The sequence below is a fragment of the Exilibacterium tricleocarpae genome (assembly GCF_007004655.1).
Taxonomy (GTDB): domain Bacteria; phylum Pseudomonadota; class Gammaproteobacteria; order Pseudomonadales; family Cellvibrionaceae; genus Exilibacterium; species Exilibacterium tricleocarpae.
On record NZ_ML660108.1, the window covers coordinates 29851 to 46954 of the forward strand.

The following is a 17104-nucleotide window of genomic DNA, read 5'->3' on the forward strand; positions in this document are numbered from 1 at the left end:
TGTGTGGGTTGTCTTTTTTTATCCCTCTTCTTCTTATACTTTAAAACACCACCCCCCCCCCGACCCCGCATTGTGCCAAGCCTGGTTAAAACTCAAGCACCCCGACCCCGCACTGTGCCGCCGCGGGTAGTGTTAACAATAAGCTTTCTGCTTCTGGTGCTCGTTATTGCGGTGCGTTGAGCCGATATTTTCGATAAAGTCCGCGAAATTGATTGTAGGTCAACCCCAGTTGCTTCGCTGTCTCGCCCTGGTGATGCTGGCAGCGTTGCAGCGTTTTCTGTAACAGCTGAACTTCGAAATTCTTCACCGCCTGTTCGAAATCAATCGGGCCCGCGGCTTGCGTTGGCGCTGCGATCGCCTGGTGCTCTCCTTCCCGGCCCTTTCCTTCCACCCCGCCCGCACTTTCCGCAGCGCCCTCAACGTCCGCCGCAAAAGGATCGACAATGATCCGCTCGATCGGCTCCTGCGGGTTGCCCCAGCGATACACCGACCGCTCCACCACATTTTTCAACTCCCGCACATTGCCCGGCCAGGAATAGTCGAGCAGTACGTCCATCGCCTCCCGCGCAAACCCCGGGAACAACTCCCACCCCAGTTCATGGCACATGCGTACGGCGAAGTACTCACTGAGGTCGGCAATGTCTTCGCGCCGCCGTCGCAACGGCGGCAGGTGCACCACATCGAACGCCAGGCGATCGAGCAGATCGTGGCGAAACTTGCCGGCCGCCGCCATCGCCTGCAGGTCGGCGTTGGTGGCGGCGGCGATCCGCACATCGACCTGCAGGGTTTTCTGCCCACCCAGCCGTTCGAACTCGCCGTACTCGATAACCCGCAGTACTTTTTCCTGCACGCGATCGCCTAGGGTACCCAACTCGTCGAGAAACAAAGTGCCGTCCTGGGCCCGCTCGAAGTGGCCGCGGTGCAGCCGGTTGGCCCCGGTGAAAGCGCCGGGCTCATAGCCGAATAGCTCCGATTCCAACAGGCTGTCGGTGTAGGCGGCGCAGTTGATCTTGATAAACGGCTGGTCCCAGCGGGGCGAGAGAAAATGCAGCCGCTCGGCAATCAGCTCCTTGCCGGTACCCCGCTCGCCGATGATCAGCGCAGTACGATTGATGGGGGCGAGCTGCGACACGTGATCGAGCGCCTCGACCCAACTGGGGGACTTGCCGATAATACGTTGTTCAGCCATAGGTTGGTTAACGCCGCCAATTTAGTCAGGTGAAAATTACCACACTTTGTTTTTTCTGACTAATTCTATCTGCCCGAAATAGGCTGATATTATGGAAAATTCAATAAAATCAAGTGGTTGACCTATTTGGCACACTTCCTGATATAACATCCGCGAAACCAACGAAAGTAGTTTGACTGAATAACCAAGGTACGGGAGGGAATCAATGACTAGTCTGGATAAGCACGGACTCATTCACCTGCTGTTGGCCCTGATTTGCTGTGTGTTGGGTGTGGCGCTGGTGGGCCTGGATGCGCTGGCCAGTTTTTTAACGGTGGCGGCAACTTTCGAAAGCCTGATGAGCATCAGCCTTTAACTAAACACTCGCCGCTCAGGCAGTTGTTAAGGAGATTTTAACGATGAGTATATTTTCACGTATGGCCGATATTATTAACTCCAACCTCAATGCGATGTTGGACAAGGCCGAAGACCCGCAAAAGATGATTCGCCTGATTATCCAGGAGATGGAGGAAACCCTGGTCGAGGTGCGCAGCTCCTCCGCCCGCGTCATTGCCGACAAGAAAACAGCCGAACGCCGCCTCGAGCGGGTGCAGGCGGAACTGGGCGACTGGGAAGCCAAGGCCAAGCTGGCAATCAGCAAAGGTCGTGAAGACCTGGCTCGTGCCGCACTGGCGGAAAAGCAGGCCATCGCTGAGGAAATCACCGCGGTGGAGCAGGAGCTGAGCGCGCTGGACGATCACCTGGCGCACCTGAACGACGAAATCAGCCAGTTGCAACAGAAGTTGAACGATGCCAAAGCCAAGCAGAAAGCCATGCTGATGCGGGTCAAAACCGTCAGCAGCCGCCTGAAGGTCAAGCGCCAGGTCCACCGCGAAGCGCTGGACGATGCGTTTTCCAAGTTCGAACACTTCGAGCGGCGGATGGATCATCTCGAAGGTCAGGTGGATGCCATGGACCTGGGGCGCGACGGCAAGCAGGGCCTGGCCACCGAAATTGAAGACCTGGTCAATGACGAAAAGGTCAATGACGAACTGGCCCGGCTCAAGGCGGAGATGTCCGGCAAAGATGCCGGGAAAGACGGTGACGGCAAAGCCTGAGCGGGTCGCGACCCGCCGCATCGGTAGGCGCAACAGCCAATGTCGCGTAAACTGCCGGGAGTCCGTACCATTCGTTTTCATACCCTTTTAGCCCCGGGGTTTGGGGCCAAGGCCCATGGACAGGACCGACAGGCCATGGAATGGACAGGATTGACAAGTTAAGGACCTAGATCATGCTCGACTTTTTATTTGTGCCGACCGTTTTGTTTCTGACTGTGGTCGCCCCTATCTGGATAGTGATGCACTACCGCAGCGCCAACCGGGCCCAACGCGGCCTCAACGATGAGGATCGGCAGACTATCGAAGAGATGCTCGAGGCGGTAGACAAGCTCACCGAACGTATCGAGGCCCTGGAGTCCATACTCGACGACACCCAGCCCAAGTGGCGGGAGGTCAGGGCCCGCACCGCCCAGCAATAGCCCCCTCATTCACCCGAGAGCAACCTTCATTAGAGAGCAAAAACAGGAGAAGACTATGCCCAGGAGACACAGACGCCCGTGGCGCCATCGCCGCCAGCGCATTCGCTCGCGCAGTTATAACGGTTGGGACATGAATCTGTATCGCGACAAACGCCGGGGCAAGATTGCCGGCGTTTGCGCCGGGATCGCCGATCACTTCGATTTCAATCCCTGGGTGATCAGGCTGATATTTATCGGAGGCTTTTTTATCACCGGCACCCTGGCGGTGTTGGCCTATATCGCCGGCTGGGTGCTGCTGAGCCCGCGGCGCGATGATTCGGTGGAGGCCTTCGAATACGACGAGGAGCGCCACAGCTACCAGCGCAAAAATATGTTCAAGTACTCCGACAGTCCCAGTGTGCGCCTGCGCCGCGCGCGCGAGCGCCTGAACAGGGCCCTGCGCCGGGTCGAGGACATGGAGGCCTACGTGACTTCGCGCCAGTACGAACTCAACAAGGCGTTCGCCGCCATAGAAAAATAGCGCCGCGCCAGTGGCGCACCAAACCCCGCCTGGGCCCGGTAAAGTCCGCCGCTGTGAAGCGGATCAACAACTTTTCGCCGGGTAAAGCGTAAAAAGGACACTGTCAAAGCGACCGGGTCGCGCCAGACCGGGTCGCGTCAACAGGTGCCTGGGGTCGCGAAGGGTCGCGAATATAGGATCATGAAATATCTTGCGGGACTGCTGCTAGTGCTCACCGGTTGCGGGGGCGGGGGCTCATCCGACTCAGACCCCGATCCCGGCGCCAATGCCGCGCCGGTGATCGACGATGTGCAGATCAACGTCAACGAAGATGCCGTTGATCTGCTGGAGCTTGAGGCGACCGACGGCGACGGTGACAGCCTGACCTTTGTTATCGACAGCGGCGACACGACGCTGTTTTCCCTGTCCCCGACCGGACGCCTGCGGGTCCGCGAAGGGCAGTCCCTCAATTTTGCCGTCCTTGCCAACCACGAGCTAACCGTCCGTGTTTCCGACCCCGCCGGCGCCTCCGATACGGCGCTGGTCGCCATTCGCGTACTGGACCCCGGCCGGCCGTTTGGCCTGACCCGGCGCCCGCCGGCGCTGGCGCATCAGTTTCCGGTGCGGGCTCCGGTACAGTCGGCGCTGCAACTGGAGCGGGTGCACGGCGGGCTCGATAGCCCTGTCTACTTCGCACAGATTCCCGGTACGGATTTGCATTTGGTTGCACAACAGGGTGGCACCATCCTCTGGTTCGAGCCGGATGAGCTGAGCGCCGGCGGCACGTTTATGACGGTGCCCGATCCGCTGGCGACCGCTTCGGAAGAGGGACTGCTCGGTTTTGCCTTCGATCCCGGGTTTACCCGGAACGGCTATTTTTATCTCCATTACACCCAGCGCTTCGCCACCGGTGACGATTGTGTCAATGAACTGGCGCGCCGCCACAGCGCCTGCTCCGTGGTGGCGCGCTTTCAGTTGCAGCGCGATGGCGATGGCAACTTTATTGCCACCCGCGGCGATCCCGATTCGAAGCAGACGGTGATTACCCAGCGCCAGCCTTTCGCCAACCACAACGGCGGTATGATTGCGTTTGGCGCCGACGGTTTTCTCTATATCGCCCTCGGCGACGGCGGCAGTGGCGGCGATCCCGACGGCTACGCCCGCGAGCGGAACAACCTGCTCGGCAGTGTCTTGCGGCTGGATGTGGACTCACTGCCTTACCGGATACCGCCTGACAATCCCTTTGCCGGCAACGATCAGGGCTGGCGCGAGGAAATCTGGGCTTTTGGCCTGCGCAACCCCTGGCGCTTTTCCTTCGATGCGCCGACCGGTCGCCTGTGGCTCGGCGATGTGGGGCAGCGCAACTGGGAGGAGGTCGATCTGATCGTGGCGGGCGGCAATTACGGTTGGGATTTTTTCGAGGGCAACCACGATTTTGAAGATGTCGACAACGCCCCGGCCGATGTGATCTGGCCGGTGGTGGAATACAGCCACGATGAAGGCTTCTCTATCACCGGCGGCGCCGTCTACCGCGGCAGTCGCCTGCCCGACTGGCGCGGCTGGTATTTCTACGGGGATTTCGTCAGCCGCAAGCTCTGGGCGCTGAATACTGAAACCCTTGAAGGCGACGTCGAAAATGTTGAGGTGATGGATACCGGCGTGAGTATCAGTGCCTTTGGCACTGATACGGCGGGGGAGCTGTATCTGGTCGACTATGGTGGCAATACCGGGGGCGGCGGTATTTGGCGCCTGGTGGAAAGCACCGATCAGAGTAACGGGCAGTTGCCCGGCCGTCTCAGCGAGACGGGATTGTTTACCGAGCTGGCCGGCCTGACGCCGGCACCGGGATTGATTCCCTACACCGTCAACGGCCCGTTCTGGAGTGACGGCGCTGTCAAAACCCGCTGGTTTTCCCTGCCTGGCGTCAGCACCATCGGCTTTAGTGATACGGGTAACTGGACGTTTCCCGTCGGCAGTGTGCTGGTGAAGCAGTTCGATATGCCGCTGGTCGACAATGACCCGACATCGCTGCGGCGTTTGGAAACCCGCGTTTTTGTTCATCACGACAACGGCTGGGCCGGCTATACCTACCGCTGGAACAGCGAGCAGACCGAGGCGCTGCTGATCAATGACGGGGAGAGTGAGGAACTGAGCATTCGCGACAACAGCGGCGGCGTGCGCCTGCAGCGTTACACCTACCCGGGCCGCAGTCTCTGTTTGAGCTGTCACAACGATGTCGCCGGGGCGGTGCTGGGGCTCAGGACGCCGCAGCTCAACGGTGACTTTGATTATGGTGCCGCGGTCGACAACCAACTTCGCACCCTTGACTTTATCGGCTTGTTTGACCGGGCGCTGGCTGCCTCTGAGCAGTACCCGGCCTACCCCGACCCCCGTGATGAAAGTACCGAACTGACCCGGCGCGCCCGCGCTTACCTGGCTATCAACTGCGCGGTTTGTCATCGGCCCGACGGACCGGCGCCCACCGCTATGGACCTGCGTTTCGACACGCCATTGGCAGCCATGAATATTCTGGATGTTGTCCCTGCCGCCGGTGATCTGGGTATCGCCGATGCACGCCTGATCGCCCCTGGTGAGAGGGCGCGCAGCCTGCTCTGGGAGCGGTTGCGCCGCACCGACGCCAGCCGCATGCCGCCGCGGGTCAGCCATCGGGTCGATGCCGTCGCCGTCAGCCTGATCGGCGAGTGGATTGACGGCCTGTAAAGCGGGTCTGATCGCGACCCACCTGTTTCGCTCCAAACACCTGAAGACTTCGCCGGCCTTTTGCGAGCGGGTGCTTTGGACATGCCAAAGCAGTTTGATGGCAACGCTGTGGATTGCGCCGGACCCCAGCGGCGGCTGCGGTTCTGCCCCCGGGAATCGGTGTGGGAGGGAGCCCTCCCAAAGTGGAACTTTGACTTTTTAACCTGGCCCAAATAACAATAATCGCTGACTTGGTGAGGAGAGTGTCGTGGTTAAAGCAGGAGTGGTCCTGGTGCTGGGCATAGCACTGGGAGTGGGTGCGGTGTTGTGGCAGGGAAGTGCCGGCACCGATTCGGTGTCAGCCGGCGCGGCGGCGCCCGCCGCCGGCGCTTCGCTGGTGGCGGCGGCACAGGGCAAGCCGCTCGCCGAGCGGGTGGCGGCGCTGGAGGCGGCGTTGGACCGCAGTGTGGGAACCCAGTTGGACCTGTTTGAGCAGTTGTTGCGCCTGGAGGCCCTGCTGGACGAACAACTGGGTGATCAGACCGGAGTACCGGAAGAGGCCGGCGTCGCTGCGGTAGCGACTTTGCGCGACCGCAACGGCGAAGCGCGCCAACAGCGCGTAGACCGGCCTGCCAGCGCCGCTGAGCGGCGCCGCGAGCGGCTGGTCAGCTACGGTTTCGACGAGGAGACGGCGGCGCGTATTACGGAGCGCGAGGGGGAGTTGCGCATGGATATGATGCGCCAGCGCTACGAGCGCCGCTACGCGGCGATTGAAGGCAGAGAGCCGCCGCCGGCGAACCCGTTAGGCAATTACCACGACCAACTGCGCGAGGAACTCGGTGACGATCAGTACGACCGCTACCTCTACGCCAGCGGCCGCAGCAATCGCGTCAGGGTAAACGGTGTGATTGCCACCTCGCCGGCGGAGCAGGCCGGGCTGCAGCGCGGCGATGTCATTCTCAGCTACGACGGCCAGCGGGTGTTTCGAATGAATGATATCATTCGCCTCAGTCACCAGGGCCAGAAGGGCGAGACGATCAGTCTCGAAATCGAACGGGCCGACGGCGGGCGCGACACCCTGTATCTGCCGCGCGGGCCCCTCGGCATGTGGGGCGGCGGCCGCAAGCGGGTCGATCCCAACGAATGACCGTAACGAATGGCCCTGACGAATGATCCTAACAAATGATACCAACAAGTAGTATTACTGCCGGGGAGCAGTTTTTATGACCTTTGACGAATTTCAGACCTGGCAGATGGTCTTTACCCTCTGCGCCGTCAGTGCGGTGACGGCCTATGCCGTATTGCTGCTGCAGAGTCTTTTTCACGATGTCCGGATCGGCATTGCCGGTCTGTTTGGCGGTCTGGCCTGCGCGGTGCTGTCTGTTATCGCCGACAGTGTTTACCTGTTCGCCGCGGTTATCGTGGGCCTGCTGATTTTCGGGTTTACTGTCTTTGCCGTAATGAACAACATCAAACAGCCGAAGTTTTGGGTGCCGTTGGCGATATTCACACTGACGGCGCCCGGTGCCTATGGGGCCTACTGGTATCTCAACACAGCCACTGCCGCCTCCTGAGGCGGCGACCTGCGCACGGTCAAGCAGGGCAACGAACCACTGGGAGAAAATATGACGCTGACACCTTTCCACCTTGCCATTCAGGTCAGGGATATCGCCGAAGCGCGGGATTTTTACGGCGGCAAACTGCAGTTGCCGGAAGGGCGGTCGACACAGGCGTGGGTCGATTTCAACTTGTTCGGCCACCAGTTGGTCGTGCACCTGAATCCGGCCCTGGGCCGGCACGGAAAGGTCAACCAGTTGGTCAACCCGGTGGATGGGCAGGGCGTTCCCGTGCCGCACTTCGGGGTGGTGTTAAATCTTGCGGATTGGGAGGAACTGTCGCAGCGGGTAGCAGCGTTTATCGGCGAGTTTGTGATAGAGCCCTGCGTGCGCTTCAAGGGACAGCCCGCAGAGCAGGCGACGATGTTTTTTCTCGACCCCTCCGGCAACGCCCTGGAGTTTAAAGCGTTTGCCGATATTGACAGGCAGTTGTTCGATGTCAGTGCTTGAAACGCCTGTGCCTGCACTTGTTCTTACACGTACTATTAATTACAACAGGTGCATCTAATTACAACAGGTGCATTGCGGGCACCCTGTGACCGCTACCACACCACGGTGACTCTATGGGCATAGAGTCCCTTTTCATTGCGGCTGGGTACAAATTTGACTTTTTGATTCGGGCGCACTGACCGGTGTACCTTTCCCTCTATGCTACTGCCGTGGAAAAAATATTTTTCGCCGTCTTGCGAAACCAAAAAGCCGTAGCCAAGATTTAAATTGTAGTATTCAACTGTGCCGAGTTCTTCGACGATATAAGTATCATTCATAATTGCTAGTCAATATCAAAACAATTCTGACCCTTGGGTCCACCGTGCGGCGCCACGCGGCGCGCGTATTATTAACCAACAGCTTTGCGTTTTACAGTGTTTGCACTGCGGTGCTTGGCAGTTAAAGCCGGCGCTCGACTATCTGAGCGACCGCAAAAGCTGCAGGAAATCCGGCAGCAACTGCATGTAAGAGCCGATATGTCCGGCAACACTGGTAGCGTCGAGCTTTGTGTGCAGGACATTGTGTTCGACCCGATCGATCATGTCGTGTAACAACACCCTGGCTCGAATTCTGTTAATGCCAAACTCCGTCAGTGGTGCTATTGCCGGCGTCACCAGCAGCAAAACCAAAAATCCCGACAGCGCCCCGGATGCGGAAACCCACGCAGGTACGCCAAACCACTTGGTCCACAGGGCCGCGAGGAACGACTGCTGGCCGAGGTAGATACCCGTGGCGGCGGTGGCGCCCAGTCCCAGCGCGCTGCCAAATGCGACCTTGTCGCTCAACGAGCGGCCGAGCACGCCGAGGGTGATAAAGACAAACATATCCCTGCCGCCCTCCTGGGACACGGTCAGCCGCGCCAGTGCCTGTTGCAGGCGCTGTTGTGCCTGCTGCGGCGTATATCGCTCCAGCAGCAGGTGCAGCTGTGCCACTGCCGTGGGGTCTATACTGGGGTGTTGCTGAATATGGTCAAGGATATTTTTCTCGAGTTGTGGAATGGCCAACAACTCTTCGACCACAATTTGCATGATTGTGCGTTCTTTACTACTCAGCGGGCGGGCCTCTGACGCGTCTTTTCCCGCCAGGCGCCGACCCAGGTGCCACAGGCTTCTCGGCATATTGGCCAGGTCCCGCGGAATGTCGCGCCGGTGCTGCCAGTGGCGCCGGGCGATAACGGACAGTTTGGCAAAGTGACGCCCGTAGACGTCGTCCACCCGCTGTCTCGCGGCGTCGAAATGGGACCTGGCCAGGTCTTCTAACTGTTGCTGCCAGAGAGCTTCAAGCGTGCTTGGGGACACAGTGTCCATGGTGATATGGCAATGCGATCGGTTGTAAAAAAAAATGACAGCACGACGCGGCGAAAAATGTGAGCTGGTTCGCGTTTTGTCGGTTGCTGGCGCCTATTGCCGGATAACGGCGCCCTGAATTCTACCTTATTCGACCTGCGAGTTGGACGCCGGCATTTCCCGGCACCCGCAACCGCCGAATCGATGGAAACAGGCCGGCTGCATGTAAAAGAATATGACAGTGTGATAACGGCTTTGTGTGAGCCAGTTGGCATTTTTTTTAAGACTGGGTCGCACAAACAAGTGGATGCCTCTCTAAACTCTGACAAACGCTGTATCTAAATCCTCCTGGGCGCTTGTTGCGGCGCCGCGATTCACCTTTAATTCAACCAAGCATGGTTGTTGTGATGTAGAGAGGTTCAAACATGCCGCAGATTGCCAAGTCGATATTTTTGCTTATTTTTCTTAGTTCCATGTTGATCGCCTGTGGCGGCGGCGGTAGCGACGGTGACGGTGGTGAGTCGGAGCCGGAGATTGTGCAGCCCGGCCCTGAGCCGGAACCGGAACCTGAGCCAGAGCCAGAGCCCGAACCCGAGCCGGAACCTGAACCCCAGCCAGAACCCGAGCCGCCGCCCGAACCTGAGCCCGAGCCGGTAACAGCCGACGTCACCTTGTCCTGGACACAGCCTGAAGAGCGCGAAAATGGCGACATCCTGCCAGTGGGTGAGATTGGTGGTTACGAAATTCTTTACAGAAACACCGCTGATGAACTCGACACCTCGATCGTCATCAACGATGCCAGTATCTCTGAATATGTTGTCGAAGACCTGCCTGAAGGTGCCTATGAGTTCAGTATTGCCAGCTTTGATGCGGACGGACTTTACGGTGAATTCTCCCAGCCGTTTACCACCGTTATCAGTGGCGACTAGCTACGGCAGGCAGCTTGCCATTACCGACAGCTTGGTATCACAGGCAACTATGATCCCGGTCGATTGATATCGCAGACGCCCAAGACTACAGTCGACCGGTATTACAGTGATCATGCCGAAATGACAAGGCGCTGCCGCCGCTCCGGCGGCAGGTAAAAATAAAAGCCGTTAACCTCGATTTAACCGTGCAGCATATGCACGGTTTTTTCCAGTTCCTCTTCCTTGTCATCCAAAAACCTGAATGAATTGAAGCCGAGCCGGACCAGGTCTTTATCGTGTAGGCGCTGCTTGCCCAGCACCCGTTGGTCGTTGATAAAGGTACCATTGGTGCTGCCGACGTCTTCGAGAAATATCTCGAAAAATTGCGGGAAGTATTGATTGGGTTCCAGAGTAATGCGGGCATGATTGGCGCTGATGGCGTTGTCCTCGATCTGAATATCGCTATCGGGATGTCTGCCGAGACTGGCCCCGGGGGCTGTCAACGTAAATTTGTGCACGACCACGTTGTCGTTCAGTTGGGCCAGTATAGCCATAGATTACCTCCTGTTTCAGGCTGGGCGCGCCAGCGAGCGTCATAAAAATACAACTGGCTCGAATAATTGCAGCGATGTGTCGCTGCGATTTTCAGTGCCCATGTTAAAGTTTTTTTAGTTTTAAGTCTTGTTAAGTCAAAACCTTTTTGAGTTAAAGTCTTTGCGCCTGCATTTACGAATAATGTCACACATTTCTGCGGCGGTGGCAAAACGCTTGGCCGGATTTTTTTGTAGTGCTTTGTTGATAATGCGGGTGGCGCTGGTCGGCAGGCTGCTGCGCCACTCACGCACGGCTTTATGGTTTTCGTGAATGATCCGGTAAGTGAGGTTGGCGAGGTTGTCGCTCTGGAACGGCAGGCGACCGGTAAGCAGCTGATACATGGTTACACCGAGACTGAAAATATCGGCGCTGCGGCTGACTTTGTCGCCGCGCAGTTGTTCGGGCGACATATACAACGGGCTGCCCATAATATCGCCGGTACGGGTGCGGGAGTTGTCGGTGATACGGGCGATGCCGAAATCGGTGACGGTCACCTGGCTTGACTTGGGGTTGTAAATCACATTGGCGGGTTTGACGTCCCGGTGCACGATTTTTTTGTCGTGGGCGAACTGCAGGGCATCGGCCACCTCTGCCATAATAAAATACACGCGCTCCACCGGCAGCAGCGAAGCGGGGTGGATAAAATCACTGAGCGGTTTGCCCTGCAGGTAGTCCATCGCAATAAAGGCCAGGTCCCGCTCCTCGCCTACATCATAGACGGTGACGATATTGGGGTGACTGAGACGGCCGGCGGCCTCGGCCTCGCGAAAGAAGCGCTCTTTGAGTTCCGGTAGCTGTTTGCTGTTGAACTGTGAGTAGTTCAGCGTTTTGATCGCCACCGGCCGGGCAATTTTCGGGTCGCGACCGAGATAGACCACGCCCATGGCGCCGCGCCCGATCTCTTTTTCGATTTCATAGCGCCCGAGCACCGGTTTGCTCATTTGCGCATCGGTCAACACCAGGGTCTTGGTGAGACCGAGGTTGCCGTTGAGGCTGCCGCTTTCCATCAGTTGCAGGTTGGCGAGTTTGGACAGCTTGTCTTTCACATCGCGAAAGCCCCGCTGGCGTTGTTCGAGGGCCTGGTAAGTTTTCATGGCCTCGCTGTAGAGTCGCTTGCGCTCGAATTGCGCGCCGATATCATACAGCAGGTCGAGCAGTGTCTTGGACGTGGTGGTGGTGGCAATTGCGCCGAGGGCGTCTTCGCTGCGCCCGTCCCGGTAAAACTGCAGCGCCAACTGATATTGCGCCTGATCGGTGCTGGCCTGCAACCGTTGCTGGCGCTTGTTTTGTGTCACCCAACAGGCCATCGCCAGGTGGCCGAGCGTCAGGTAGCCCAGCGGTTCGGTCAACGGCAACCACTGCCACTGGGTAATCTGGAAACCGATTTGTGCCACCAGCATAACCAGGGCAATCAGGCACGACAGCAGTATGCTCACCAACACGCTCAGGCGCGGCACCAGCCAGATAAGGTAAATCGCCAGGGCGAGCAGCAGCAGTTTGTGCAACCAGAAACCCAGGGCGGGCGCGTGAAAGTAGGCCCGGTGCTCCAGCGCCAGCAGGCTGAGGGCGGCTTGGCGCAGGGCCGCATTGCCGCTCTCGCCGATCAGCAGGACTTCGGGGCTGGCGTCAGGTTTAAAATTTTCCAGTGAGAAACTCTCGGGCTGGCGCAGATCGGGAAGCGGGATCATGGCACCCGAGGGCGACAGCGGCAGGCCGATACTGTCAAGGTTAAGCTGGCCGTAACGCTGCCAGTGTGGTTCCAGGCTGTCGGCAAAACGGCTGTAAACCGCCAGTGCGAAACCGGCATGGGTGTCCTGTTCCACCTGCCACAGCAGCGGTTGGTAGAGCCCCGGGCAACTGGCGACCGGGGCCATGGGAACCGCGTTAAGCGCTGCTGCGGTGAGTGCCGGGGGCCGGGGGCGCAGGCCCTGCGGCAGCCATTGAAAGTAGGTCTCCTGGGCGCTGGCGGAGACATTCAGAGGTGCGGGCAAGGTGGCGGCAAAAGGGGCGTGGGCGGTTGGATCACACTGGGCCTGCGGCAGTCCCAGGGTTACGCGATCGCCGTGCAGGCGCCGGTGCAGCAGATCGCGCTGGCGAAAAAAACGGGCCAGTTTGGGTTGCTTGCCGGCTTTCAGGGTGGCGCTCACCGCTTTATACAGCGGGTCGTCTTGCTGCCATACCGGTGCGGCGGGCAACACCAGGCCCACGGTGGTGTCGCGGTTGGCGAGTATCGGCAGTAACTGCCCCATCCACGGCGGCGCGCTGTTGCCCGACAGGCCCGGGCCGTGCACCAATTGGTGGATGACATCGGTCTCGAGTTCCAGCGTGGCCAGGCCGAGGTGCAACGGCGGTGGCGTAATCAGCGTGGTACCGAGGCGAAACAGTGCCCGCTCGTGACCGAGTTGCAGCGGTTGCCACGGCCACAGCAGCAGCCCCAGCGCCACTGCCAGCACCAGAGTGCGCAGGTTTAGCGCCGCGGCAGTGAACTCCCAAAGCCTGGCCATCCACTCCCCTCTGCCGCTATTCCGTGTAATAAACGCCGGGAATCCAGCTTTTTCTTATCTTTTGTGTCCGGTCGAGATTATTGGGCAGTTGCAAAAGATATTCAAATTCATGAGTGCCGATCGTCAGGCGGTCGCCCGCTTGCAGCAGCGCGTGGTTCACTTTCTCGCCGTTGACCCGCAGGCCGTTGGTGCTGCCGAGGTCGGCCACCTCATATCCCGCCCCGGCGGGGCGAATCTCGGCGTGTGCGGAGCTTACGGTACCGTCATCGAGCTGGATATGACAGGTCTTGGCGCGCCCCAGAGTAATGGTTTTTCCCAATTCATATAAGCTTATCGCATTGCCGTTGACCCAGTGGCGCAAAAAGGGCATTGCGGGTTTCCTCCGGCGCAGTGCACAGTGGTTATTATGGGTGTTGTCGATGAACATAATAATAATGTTGTTACACACCTAATTTGAAGTGCCAAATTCACAGTTTGGCACAGAATCTGCCATCGGGAGCTTAGCTGACAGTTTGCGGCTGCTTATCGCTGTCGGCTGCGCTAAGCTGTGCGCTGTCAGTGGCCAGCTTTTTAGTCGAGTTATCATGCGAAGTCAAAACACGGATATTGCGTTTAGCGAAGTCAGTTGGGACAGCCTGAAATCCCTGTGGCCCTATTTGCTTGAATTCAAAGGGCGCATCGTGCTGGCGCTGCTGTGCCTGGTCGGGGCGAAGCTGGCCAGTGTGGGGATGCCGTTTATCCTCAAGCATGTCGTCGATCACCTGGATCAGGAGGCGGCAATCGGGGCGGTGGTGTTGTTGCCGCTGGGGCTGCTGGTGGCCTATGGGCTGGTACGGTTTTGCAATGTGCTGTTTGCGGAGCTGCGCGATACGCTGTTCGGCCGCGTTACCGAACGGGCCATGCGCCGCATTGGCCTGAAGGTGTTTCGCCACCTGCATGCGCTCGATCTGGATTTTCATCTCAACCGCCGCACCGGCGGGCTGTCCCGCGATATCGAACGCGGCACCAACGGTATCAGCTTTCTGCTGCGTTTTATGGTCTTCAATATCGTGCCGACGCTGTTGGAAATCAGTCTGGTGATCGGGGTTTTGCTGTGGAATTACCAGGTTTGGTTTGCGGTCATCACCGCCACCGCCGTGGTGGTTTACATCAGTTATTCCGTGGTTGCGACGGAGTGGCGCACCCAATTTGTGCGGCTCGCCAATACGGCGGAGTCCGAGAGCAGCACTCGCGCCGTCGACAGCCTGCTCAATTATGAGACGGTGAAGTACTTCACCAATGAGGCCCACGAGGCCGGGCACTACGACCGGGAGTTGGCGCAATGGGAGAGTGCGCGGCGCAAGAACCGGCTGTCTCTGTTTGCGTTGAACGGCGGCCAGGCCCTGGTGATCTCCGCCGCCCTGACCGCGGCCATGGTGCTTGCCGCCAGCGATGTGTTGGCCGAGCGCATGACGCTCGGCGACTTTGTGCTGATCAACGCGTTTATGATGCAGATATTTATGCCGCTGAATTTTCTCGGTTTCGTCTACCGCGAGATGAAAGGCTCGCTGGCCAATATCGAGAAAATGTTCGGATTGCTGGAGCACGAGCCCCGGGTCCGGGACTGCGAGGGTGCGCCACCCCTGCGGGTCAACGGCGGTGAAGTTGTATTTGAGGCGGTTGGTTTCGGCTACGGCCCGGATCGCCGTATTTTGCACGATGTGAGTTTCACCGTACCGCCCGGGCACAAAGTGGCCATTGTCGGCAGCAGCGGCGCCGGTAAGTCGACGTTGTTGAAGTTATTGTTTCGCTTTTACAACCTCGACAGCGGGCGCATCCTGATCGATGGGCAGGATATCAGCCGCGTCACCCAGGACTCCCTGCGCAAGGCGATCGGCGTGGTGCCCCAGGATACGGTGTTGTTCAACACCTCCATTTTCGAAAATATCCGCTACGGGCGCATCGACGCCGGTGACGACGAGGTGCGCGAGGCGATTCGCCTGTCCCATCTCGAAGGTTTTATCGGGCAATTGCCGCAGGGGGCTGATACCCGCGTCGGTGAGCGCGGCCTGAAGCTTTCCGGCGGTGAAAAACAACGGGTGGCGATTGCCCGCACGCTGCTTAAACGCCCGCCCATTATCGTGTTTGACGAGGCCACCTCCTCGCTCGACAGTCAGTCTGAACAGAGTATTCTCGAGGCCATCGCCGAGATTGCCCGCGGTCAAACCAGTTTGGTGATTGCCCACCGGCTGTCCACCGTGGTCGATGCCGATACGATTATCGTGCTGGACCAGGGACGCGTTGTGGAACAGGGCAGCCATGCGGCCCTGCTACAGCTCGGGGGCACCTATGCCCGCTTGTGGGACATACAGCAGCGGGAGCGGGGGGCAGTCGCGGTCCCTTTGCCCTGAACGGTACTGTCTTAAGCGAAAGTGTGCCAATTGACCGGTTTGCCGCTCGGTGGGGCTCTCAGAAACACGGACTAGGCGTCCCCTCGATGAACCCGTCCCTGGGGACTCGCTTAAGGCAGTGTCAATCCTGCCGCCCTGACTTCTCGTCCCGAATATCAGCGAACTCAGGGCGCCGCAGCGTTTAAAAACGCCGCGAAGGGTTGCAGTGCCCGGAATACCCGGGTGGTGTGGCCCATAAAGCCGGCGTCTGTTACCTGCTCGTCGTCGAGGTTATGCACTGCAAGAAAGCTTTTGTAGCGCAACAGCTCGATTTCAGGGTGGTCTTTGGCGAAGCCGCGGGGCGCGGTTTTGAGCTTCTCCCCTTCGATGGTGCCGAAGTAGTTCTTAAAACTTTTCTGCGCGATGATTTTCTTGAAGGCGGCGGGGTTGTCACAGATGGCCTGGCGAATGGGGCCGAGCCATGACCCGGGTGGCAGGTAGGCGCCGCCGGCCAGCAGCGAACCACCCGGGGCGATCTTCAGGTAGTAGCCGGCGTGGTTGGCTTCATGGCTGCGACCGCCGGCCAGCAGGTGGGCGCCGAGGCTGGTTTTATAGGGCGTTTTGTCTTTCGAAAAGCGGGTGTCGCGGTAGATGCGGAAAATACACTGGCGCGGCTGCAGGCGGCCGATGTCCGGGTCGAAGCGGGCGATATTGTTGATCAGGCCGCCGATAAACTGCTCGAATGTCGCCGCGACGCTGCGGTAGCGGTCGCGGTTGTCTTCGAACCACGGGCGGTTGTTGTTGATCTGCAGATCGGTCAGGAAGTCGAATACCTCGGCGTCGAGAATGCTCATGGCAACAGCGTCCTGGTGAAGTTGAGGGCGGCGTCGGCGAGTCCCTGCCAGCGGTCTTGTTCCCGGGCCGTCACCACGAACCAGCCGCGCAGCGGTGGTTTGGTTCTGAAAGGGCTCAGGGGGGCGGAGGTTTTCAGGCCTATGGCTTTCGGGTTGAAGTCGGGGCCCAGGCGAAACCCCATAGTGTCGCGGTTTTGAAAAGCGAAGACCTTGCCGTTGCATTTGAGTCCGGGGGAACTCATCATTTTGCCGAGTTGTACGTCCGGATTGTGGGCCACATACCATTGTGCAATGCGTGAAAATTCGTCGTCCGGGGTCACCATTGTTGATCTCCTGATGGGGTCTTATAACCCTTAGACGATTGACGGTATCGAAAATCGACATGGCGGGGGTTTTTTTATTATCACCGTTCAGGGCTGTTTTTTACGGCGGCTTAGGGGCTTTTTGGTGCTTGGGGTTGGTGCCGTCCGCCGGTGGGCGTGGTCCCTTTCAAAGGGGTCGGAGTGCTTGAATTTTGACCAGAGTTTTCTGGTCAAAATTCAAGCACTCCGACCCCGCTCCGTGCCGCTCGAAGAGGTGC

Annotated in this window: 18 protein-coding genes; 10 read left to right on the top strand and 8 right to left on the bottom strand. The window is 58.8% G+C overall.

Features of this window, described 5'->3' with window-relative positions:
• Nucleotides 1–163: 163 nt before the first annotated feature.
• Nucleotides 164–1189 (bottom strand): phage shock protein operon transcriptional activator, encoded by a 1026-nt coding sequence (gene pspF / locus FKG94_RS24360; protein WP_142929564.1) that lies wholly within the window; start codon nt 1187–1189, stop codon nt 164–166.
• 205 nt (nt 1190–1394) lie between these two features.
• Here pspF and FKG94_RS28810 point away from each other — a divergent pair, with 205 nt between their 5' ends.
• The 8 genes from FKG94_RS28810 to FKG94_RS24395 all read left to right on the top strand — a co-directional run bounded on the left by FKG94_RS28810 (nt 1395) and on the right by FKG94_RS24395 (nt 7970).
• Nucleotides 1395–1544 carry a hypothetical protein gene (locus tag FKG94_RS28810; protein WP_179957800.1) on the top strand — a complete coding sequence of 50 codons (150 nt, stop codon included), beginning with the start codon at nt 1395–1397 and terminating at the stop codon, nt 1542–1544.
• 43 nt (nt 1545–1587) lie between these two features.
• Complete coding sequence (gene pspA, locus FKG94_RS24365; RefSeq protein ID WP_142929565.1) at nt 1588–2286, top strand: phage shock protein PspA; 699 nt, start codon at nt 1588–1590, stop codon at nt 2284–2286.
• A gap of 173 nt (nt 2287–2459) precedes the next feature.
• Entirely contained in the window at nt 2460–2705 is a 246-nt protein-coding gene (gene pspB / locus FKG94_RS24370; protein ID WP_142929566.1) for an envelope stress response membrane protein PspB, read from the top strand.
• 55 nt (nt 2706–2760) lie between these two features.
• Nucleotides 2761–3225, top strand: a complete 465-nt coding sequence (gene pspC / locus FKG94_RS24375; protein ID WP_142929567.1) for an envelope stress response membrane protein PspC — start codon at nt 2761–2763, stop codon at nt 3223–3225.
• A gap of 180 nt (nt 3226–3405) precedes the next feature.
• Nucleotides 3406–5925 carry a PQQ-dependent sugar dehydrogenase gene (locus FKG94_RS24380; protein WP_142929568.1) on the top strand — a complete coding sequence of 840 codons (2520 nt, stop codon included), beginning with the start codon at nt 3406–3408 and terminating at the stop codon, nt 5923–5925.
• A 247-nt stretch (nt 5926–6172) separates the two neighbouring features.
• The gene (locus FKG94_RS24385; protein ID WP_142929569.1) at nt 6173–7051 is read left to right on the top strand and encodes a PDZ domain-containing protein; all 879 of its coding nucleotides are present in this window, start codon (nt 6173–6175) and stop codon (nt 7049–7051) included.
• Between the two features lie 76 nt (nt 7052–7127).
• A complete protein-coding gene (locus FKG94_RS24390) occupies nt 7128–7478 on the top strand; it encodes a hypothetical protein (RefSeq protein ID WP_142929570.1) in 351 nt (116 codons plus the stop codon).
• 51 nt (nt 7479–7529) lie between these two features.
• Nucleotides 7530–7970: a VOC family protein gene (locus FKG94_RS24395; RefSeq protein ID WP_142929571.1), complete on the top strand. Its 441-nt coding sequence runs from the start codon at nt 7530–7532 to the stop codon at nt 7968–7970.
• 92 nt (nt 7971–8062) lie between these two features.
• Here FKG94_RS24395 and FKG94_RS24400 read toward each other — a convergent pair whose 3' ends face one another.
• Together FKG94_RS24400 and FKG94_RS24405 are read right to left on the bottom strand one after the other, a co-directional pair.
• Nucleotides 8063–8287 carry a cold-shock protein gene (locus tag FKG94_RS24400; protein ID WP_142929572.1) on the bottom strand — a complete coding sequence of 75 codons (225 nt, stop codon included), beginning with the start codon at nt 8285–8287 and terminating at the stop codon, nt 8063–8065.
• Nucleotides 8288–8425: 138 nt separating this feature from the next.
• Nucleotides 8426–9316, bottom strand: a complete 891-nt coding sequence (locus FKG94_RS24405; RefSeq protein ID WP_142929573.1) for a hypothetical protein — start codon at nt 9314–9316, stop codon at nt 8426–8428.
• Nucleotides 9317–9720: 404 nt separating this feature from the next.
• Between FKG94_RS24405 and FKG94_RS28815 the strand changes: the two genes are divergently transcribed.
• A complete protein-coding gene (locus tag FKG94_RS28815) occupies nt 9721–10224 on the top strand; it encodes a fibronectin type III domain-containing protein (protein WP_179957801.1) in 504 nt (167 codons plus the stop codon).
• Nucleotides 10225–10403: 179 nt separating this feature from the next.
• On the opposite strand, the gene FKG94_RS24415 is transcribed toward FKG94_RS28815, so the two are convergent.
• The 3 genes from FKG94_RS24415 to FKG94_RS24425 all read right to left on the bottom strand — a co-directional run bounded on the left by FKG94_RS24415 (nt 10404) and on the right by FKG94_RS24425 (nt 13671).
• Nucleotides 10404–10757, bottom strand: a complete 354-nt coding sequence (locus FKG94_RS24415) for an FHA domain-containing protein (RefSeq protein WP_142929574.1) — start codon at nt 10755–10757, stop codon at nt 10404–10406.
• Nucleotides 10758–10892: 135 nt separating this feature from the next.
• On the bottom strand, nt 10893–13301 hold the full coding sequence (locus tag FKG94_RS24420) for a serine/threonine-protein kinase (protein ID WP_142929575.1): 2409 nt from the start codon (nt 13299–13301) through the stop codon (nt 10893–10895).
• A gap of 16 nt (nt 13302–13317) precedes the next feature.
• Nucleotides 13318–13671, bottom strand: a complete 354-nt coding sequence (locus FKG94_RS24425) for an FHA domain-containing protein (RefSeq protein WP_142929576.1) — start codon at nt 13669–13671, stop codon at nt 13318–13320.
• A 214-nt stretch (nt 13672–13885) separates the two neighbouring features.
• On the opposite strand from FKG94_RS24425, the gene FKG94_RS24430 reads away from it, so the two are divergent.
• Nucleotides 13886–15691: an ABCB family ABC transporter ATP-binding protein/permease gene (locus FKG94_RS24430; protein ID WP_142929577.1), complete on the top strand. Its 1806-nt coding sequence runs from the start codon at nt 13886–13888 to the stop codon at nt 15689–15691.
• 164 nt (nt 15692–15855) lie between these two features.
• Here FKG94_RS24430 and FKG94_RS28820 read toward each other — a convergent pair whose 3' ends face one another.
• Nucleotides 15856–16524 (bottom strand): DUF2461 domain-containing protein, encoded by a 669-nt coding sequence (locus FKG94_RS28820; protein WP_179957802.1) that lies wholly within the window; start codon nt 16522–16524, stop codon nt 15856–15858.
• Entirely contained in the window at nt 16521–16847 is a 327-nt protein-coding gene (locus FKG94_RS28825; protein ID WP_179957803.1) for a hypothetical protein, read from the bottom strand. The genes FKG94_RS28820 and FKG94_RS28825 overlap by 4 nt, the downstream gene beginning before the upstream one ends.
• Between the last annotated feature and the right edge of the window lie 257 nt (nt 16848–17104).

Coding starts and splice junctions, on each gene's coding strand:
- FKG94_RS28825 (WP_179957803.1), bottom strand. CDS start 16,847: ATGGTGACCCCGGACGACGAATTTTCACGCATTGCACAATGGTATGTG.
- FKG94_RS24415 (WP_142929574.1), bottom strand. CDS start 10,757: ATGGCTATACTGGCCCAACTGAACGACAACGTGGTCGTGCACAAATTT.
- FKG94_RS24390 (WP_142929570.1), top strand. CDS start 7,128: ATGACCTTTGACGAATTTCAGACCTGGCAGATGGTCTTTACCCTCTGC.
- FKG94_RS28810 (WP_179957800.1), top strand. CDS start 1,395: ATGACTAGTCTGGATAAGCACGGACTCATTCACCTGCTGTTGGCCCTG.
- FKG94_RS24430 (WP_142929577.1), top strand. CDS start 13,886: ATGCGAAGTCAAAACACGGATATTGCGTTTAGCGAAGTCAGTTGGGAC.
- FKG94_RS24425 (WP_142929576.1), bottom strand. CDS start 13,671: ATGCCCTTTTTGCGCCACTGGGTCAACGGCAATGCGATAAGCTTATAT.
- pspA (WP_142929565.1), top strand. CDS start 1,588: ATGAGTATATTTTCACGTATGGCCGATATTATTAACTCCAACCTCAAT.
- FKG94_RS24405 (WP_142929573.1), bottom strand. CDS start 9,316: ATGGACACTGTGTCCCCAAGCACGCTTGAAGCTCTCTGGCAGCAACAG.
- pspB (WP_142929566.1), top strand. CDS start 2,460: ATGCTCGACTTTTTATTTGTGCCGACCGTTTTGTTTCTGACTGTGGTC.
- FKG94_RS24420 (WP_142929575.1), bottom strand. CDS start 13,301: ATGGCCAGGCTTTGGGAGTTCACTGCCGCGGCGCTAAACCTGCGCACT.
- FKG94_RS24380 (WP_142929568.1), top strand. CDS start 3,406: ATGAAATATCTTGCGGGACTGCTGCTAGTGCTCACCGGTTGCGGGGGC.
- FKG94_RS24400 (WP_142929572.1), bottom strand. CDS start 8,287: ATGAATGATACTTATATCGTCGAAGAACTCGGCACAGTTGAATACTAC.
- FKG94_RS28815 (WP_179957801.1), top strand. CDS start 9,721: ATGCCGCAGATTGCCAAGTCGATATTTTTGCTTATTTTTCTTAGTTCC.
- pspF (WP_142929564.1), bottom strand. CDS start 1,189: ATGGCTGAACAACGTATTATCGGCAAGTCCCCCAGTTGGGTCGAGGCG.
- FKG94_RS24395 (WP_142929571.1), top strand. CDS start 7,530: ATGACGCTGACACCTTTCCACCTTGCCATTCAGGTCAGGGATATCGCC.
- FKG94_RS28820 (WP_179957802.1), bottom strand. CDS start 16,524: ATGAGCATTCTCGACGCCGAGGTATTCGACTTCCTGACCGATCTGCAG.
- pspC (WP_142929567.1), top strand. CDS start 2,761: ATGCCCAGGAGACACAGACGCCCGTGGCGCCATCGCCGCCAGCGCATT.